At 69.5% G+C, this 4,277-nt stretch carries 3 protein-coding genes; 1 reads left to right on the top strand and 2 read right to left on the bottom strand.

What is annotated here, in order from left to right:
• Window positions 1-40: 40 nt before the first annotated feature.
• Window positions 41-721, bottom strand: coding sequence for a GNAT family N-acetyltransferase (locus ACJA3G_RS31435; protein WP_406556440.1), 681 nt, complete (start codon window positions 719-721; stop codon window positions 41-43).
• A 195-nt stretch (window positions 722-916) separates the two neighbouring features.
• Here ACJA3G_RS31435 and secA point away from each other — a divergent pair, with 195 nt between their 5' ends.
• Window positions 917-3,733, top strand: a complete 2,817-nt coding sequence (gene secA, locus ACJA3G_RS31430; protein ID WP_406556439.1) for a preprotein translocase subunit SecA — start codon at window positions 917-919, stop codon at window positions 3,731-3,733.
• A gap of 28 nt (window positions 3,734-3,761) precedes the next feature.
• Here secA and ACJA3G_RS31425 read toward each other — a convergent pair whose 3' ends face one another.
• The gene (locus ACJA3G_RS31425) at window positions 3,762-4,220 is read right to left on the bottom strand and encodes an Rv3235 family protein (RefSeq protein ID WP_406556438.1); all 459 of its coding nucleotides are present in this window, start codon (window positions 4,218-4,220) and stop codon (window positions 3,762-3,764) included.
• Window positions 4,221-4,277 lie beyond the last annotated feature (57 nt).

The following is a 4,277-nucleotide window of genomic DNA, read 5'->3' as shown; positions in this document are numbered from 1 at the left end:
GACCGTGACCCACCCCCGGCTCGGGCCCGCCGCGCTGCCCTCACGCGCGGGCCGGCAGGTACGCGCGCGTGGTGGGCAGTCCCAGGTCGCCGGGGAGGAGGCCGCCCACCCAGCTGTCGCGTCGGGTGCCGCCGTGGACGAGGCCTCCGCGCAGGGTGCCCTCCACGGTGAAGCCCGCCTTCTCGGCCACCGCGCGCGAGGCCTTGTTCCCGACCTCCGCCCGCCACTCCAGGCGTTCGACGCCGGCCGACCCGAAGGCCCAGCGGGCGGCGGCGAGGGCCGCCTCGGTCATATAGCCGCGTCCCCGGTGCTCCTTGGCCGCCCAGAACCCCAGTTCGGCGACGTTCTCGCCGCGCCGCATGAGGCCGACCATCGCCACCAGCGCGCCTTCCGTCTCCGGCTCCGAAGCGTCAGGCGTCTCGGAAGCCTCCGAAGCCTCCGGGGTCCCCGCAGGCACCGCGGCCCCACTGTCCCCACGGGCCCCGTCAGCCCCGGGGGTGACCCGCAGACGTACCGCGAACGTGTAGTCGGAGTCGTCCCGCCAGCCGTTGGGGGCGAACGTGCCGGTGAAGGCCTCGGCGTGCTCGCGCAGATAGGGGGAGGGGACGGTGGTCCAGCGCTGGATGTCGGGGTCCTGACAGGCCGCGTAGGTGTCCTCCGCGTCCTGCGGGCCGACGGGGCGCAGCAGCAGGCGCTCGGTGCTGAGGATGACTGGGTCCATCGGCTGATTCTCCGTGCGGGACCTGGACGGACGCCAGGGCTTTTCGTGTTTCCCGGCACCTTCCGGGCGCCCGGTCCGTTGTCGTCATGGCAGACCTCCCGGCGCGGGCGGGTCCTCGCATACGATGGCCGTTGCCCAGAAGTAATCAACCGTACTCGACCGCGCCAGGCCCGACCGGCAAGGAGACCAACCCCCGTGTCCGTCCTTTCAAAGCTCATGCGTGCAGGCGAAGGCAAGATCCTGCGCAAGCTGCACCGCATCGCGGACCAGGTCAACTCCATCGAAGAGGACTTCGTGAACCTCTCCGACGCCGAGCTCCGTGCCCTCACCGACGAGTACAAGGAGCGGTACGCGAACGGGGAGAGCCTGGACGACCTGCTCCCGGAAGCCTTCGCCACCGTCCGCGAGGCCGCCAAGCGCGTCCTCGGCCAGCGTCACTACGACGTCCAGATGATGGGTGGCGCGGCGCTGCACCTCGGCTATGTGGCCGAGATGAAGACCGGTGAGGGCAAGACCCTCGTCGGCACCCTTCCCGCCTACCTCAACGCGCTCTCCGGCAAGGGCGTGCACCTGATCACGGTCAACGACTACCTGGCCGAGCGCGACTCCGAGATGATGGGCCGGGTGCACAAGTTCCTCGGCCTCGAGGTCGGCTGCATCCTGGCCAACATGTCGCCCGCCGAGCGCCGCGCGCAGTACGCCTGCGACATCACGTACGGAACGAACAACGAGTTCGGCTTCGACTACCTGCGCGACAACATGGCGTGGTCCCAGGAGGAGCTCGTCCAGCGCGGTCACAACTTCGCGATCGTCGACGAGGTCGACTCCATCCTGGTCGACGAGGCGCGTACGCCGCTGATCATCTCCGGCCCGGCCGACCAGGCCACCAAGTGGTACGGCGACTTCGCCAAGCTGGTCACGCGCCTCACCAAGGGCGAGGCGGGCAACCCGCTCAAGGGCATCGAGGAGACCGGCGACTACGAGGTCGACGAGAAGAAGCGCACCGTCGCCATCCACGAGCCCGGCGTCGCCAAGGTCGAGGACTGGCTGGGCATCGACAACCTCTACGAGTCGGTGAACACCCCGCTCGTCGGTTATCTGAACAACGCCATCAAGGCGAAGGAACTGTTCAAGAAGGACAAGGACTACGTCGTCATCGACGGCGAAGTCATGATCGTCGACGAGCACACCGGCCGTATCCTCGCCGGCCGCCGCTACAACGAGGGCATGCACCAGGCGATCGAGGCGAAGGAAGGGGTGGACATCAAGGACGAGAACCAGACCCTCGCCACGATCACCCTCCAGAACTTCTTCCGCCTCTACGACAAGCTCTCCGGCATGACCGGTACGGCGATGACCGAGGCCGCCGAGTTCCACCAGATCTACAAGCTGGGCGTCGTGCCGATCCCGACGAACAGGCCCATGGTCCGCAAGGACCAGTCGGACCTGATCTACCGCACCGAGGTCGCCAAGTTCGACGCGGTGGTCGACGACATCGCCGAGAAGCACGAGAAGGGCCAGCCGATCCTGGTCGGCACCACCTCGGTCGAGAAGTCCGAGTACCTCTCGCAGCAGCTCTCCAAGCGCGGCATCCAGCACGAGGTGCTGAACGCCAAGCAGCACGACCGGGAGGCGACGATCGTCGCCCAGGCCGGCCGCAAGGGCGCCGTCACCGTCGCCACGAACATGGCCGGCCGAGGCACCGACATCAAGCTCGGCGGCAACCCGGACGACCTCGCCGAGGCGGAGCTGCGCCAGCGCGGCCTGGACCCGGTGGAGCACGTCGAGGAGTGGGCGCAGGCGCTGCCCGCCGCCCTGGAGAAGGCCGAGCAGGCCGTCAAGGCGGAGTTCGAAGAGGTCAAGGAGCTCGGCGGCCTCTACGTGCTGGGCACCGAGCGCCACGAGTCGCGCCGTATCGACAACCAGCTGCGCGGTCGCTCCGGCCGTCAGGGCGACCCGGGCGAGTCCCGCTTCTACCTGTCACTGGGCGACGACCTGATGCGCCTGTTCAAGGCCCAGATGGTCGAGCGCGTCATGTCGATGGCCAATGTGCCCGACGACGTGCCGATCGAGAACAAGATGGTGACGCGCGCGATCGCGTCGGCCCAGTCGCAGGTCGAGCAGCAGAACTTCGAGACGCGCAAGAACGTCCTGAAGTACGACGAGGTGCTCAACCGCCAGCGCGAGGTCATCTACGGCGAGCGCCGCCGCGTCCTGGAGGGCGAGGACCTGCACGAGCAGGTGCAGCACTTCATGGACGACACCATCGACGCCTACATCCAGGCGGAGACCGTCGAGGGCTTCGCCGAGGAATGGGACCTGGACCGGCTGTGGGGCGCCTTCAAGCAGCTCTACCCGGTGAAGGTCACCGTGGAGGAGCTGGAGGAGGCGGCGGGCGACCGCGCGGGCATCACCGCCGAGTTCATCGCCGAGTCCATCAAGGACGACATCCACGAGCAGTACGCGGCGCGCGAGGAGCAGCTCGGCTCCGAGATCATGCGTGAGCTGGAGCGGCGCGTGGTCCTCTCGGTGCTCGACCGCAAGTGGCGCGAGCACCTCTACGAGATGGACTACCTCCAGGAGGGCATCGGCCTGCGGGCCATGGCGCAGAAGGACCCGCTGGTCGAGTACCAGCGCGAGGGCTTCGACATGTTCAACGCCATGATGGACGGCATCAAGGAGGAGTCCGTCGGCTACCTGTTCAACCTGGAGGTCCAGGTCGAGCAGCAGGTCGAGGAGGTTCCGGTCGAGGACGCGGCGCCGTCCGACAAGCCGTCGCTGGAGAAGGAGCCCGCCGGGGCGCGTCCGGAGATCCGGGCCAAGGGCCTGGACGCCCCGCAGCGCCCGGACCGGCTGCACTTCTCCGCGCCGACGGTGGACGGCGAGGGCGGTGTCGTCGAGGGTGACTTCGACAACGGCGACGAGCCGGCCCGTTCCGAGGCCGACGGTATGACCCGCGCGGAGCGCCGCAAGGCCCAGAAGAGCACGGGCGGCCGTCGCCGCAAGAAGTAGCGGCACCGCGCGCCCGTGAGGCGCGCGGTCAGCGGATGGGGCCGGGCACCGTACGGGTGCCCGGCCCCACTTCTACGGCCGCGCACCGCCAGCGCAGGTCGGCGCCCTGCTCCAGCCGGAAGGCCATGGCGCGTACGTGGTCGCCGGCGCCGATGCGCGCGAAGGCCTCGATGACGCCCGGCCGGGGGACGTACTCGTCGCAGTGGCGCACCACGGGCCGGCACGAGGCCCGCAGCGGGCTGGCCGGGGCCAGGAGCACCAGCTGCTCGTACGCCTCGCCGACGGTGTGCCCCAGCATCCAGTGGACCGGCCGGTGGCCGCTGAGGACGGCGAGCAGGCGCTCCGCGAACCAGTAGCGCGGCAGCCGCCCGCGCCGTGCGGGGGCGGAGGCCGTGCCGGGCCTGCCGGGCCCCGCCAGATCGTCGCGCCCCGCGGGCCGGGTCCTGCTGGTCCGCGCGGCCGTCCTTGTCCTGTCGGTCCTGTTCATCTCCGTCGCCCCCTTTGATACCGGCCAGTAGCTTTCTGTTGGGGATCTTGTACGGGG

This window comes from Streptomyces sp. YS-3 (assembly GCF_045257485.1).
GTDB lineage: Bacteria > Actinomycetota > Actinomycetes > Streptomycetales > Streptomycetaceae > Streptomyces.
The sequence above is the reverse complement of the archived record's forward strand: the minus strand, read 5'-3'. Positions and strand labels throughout refer to the sequence as shown.

Coding starts and splice junctions, on each gene's coding strand:
- ACJA3G_RS31435 (WP_406556440.1), bottom strand. CDS start 721: ATGGACCCAGTCATCCTCAGCACCGAGCGCCTGCTGCTGCGCCCCGTC.
- ACJA3G_RS31425 (WP_406556438.1), bottom strand. CDS start 4,220: ATGAACAGGACCGACAGGACAAGGACGGCCGCGCGGACCAGCAGGACC.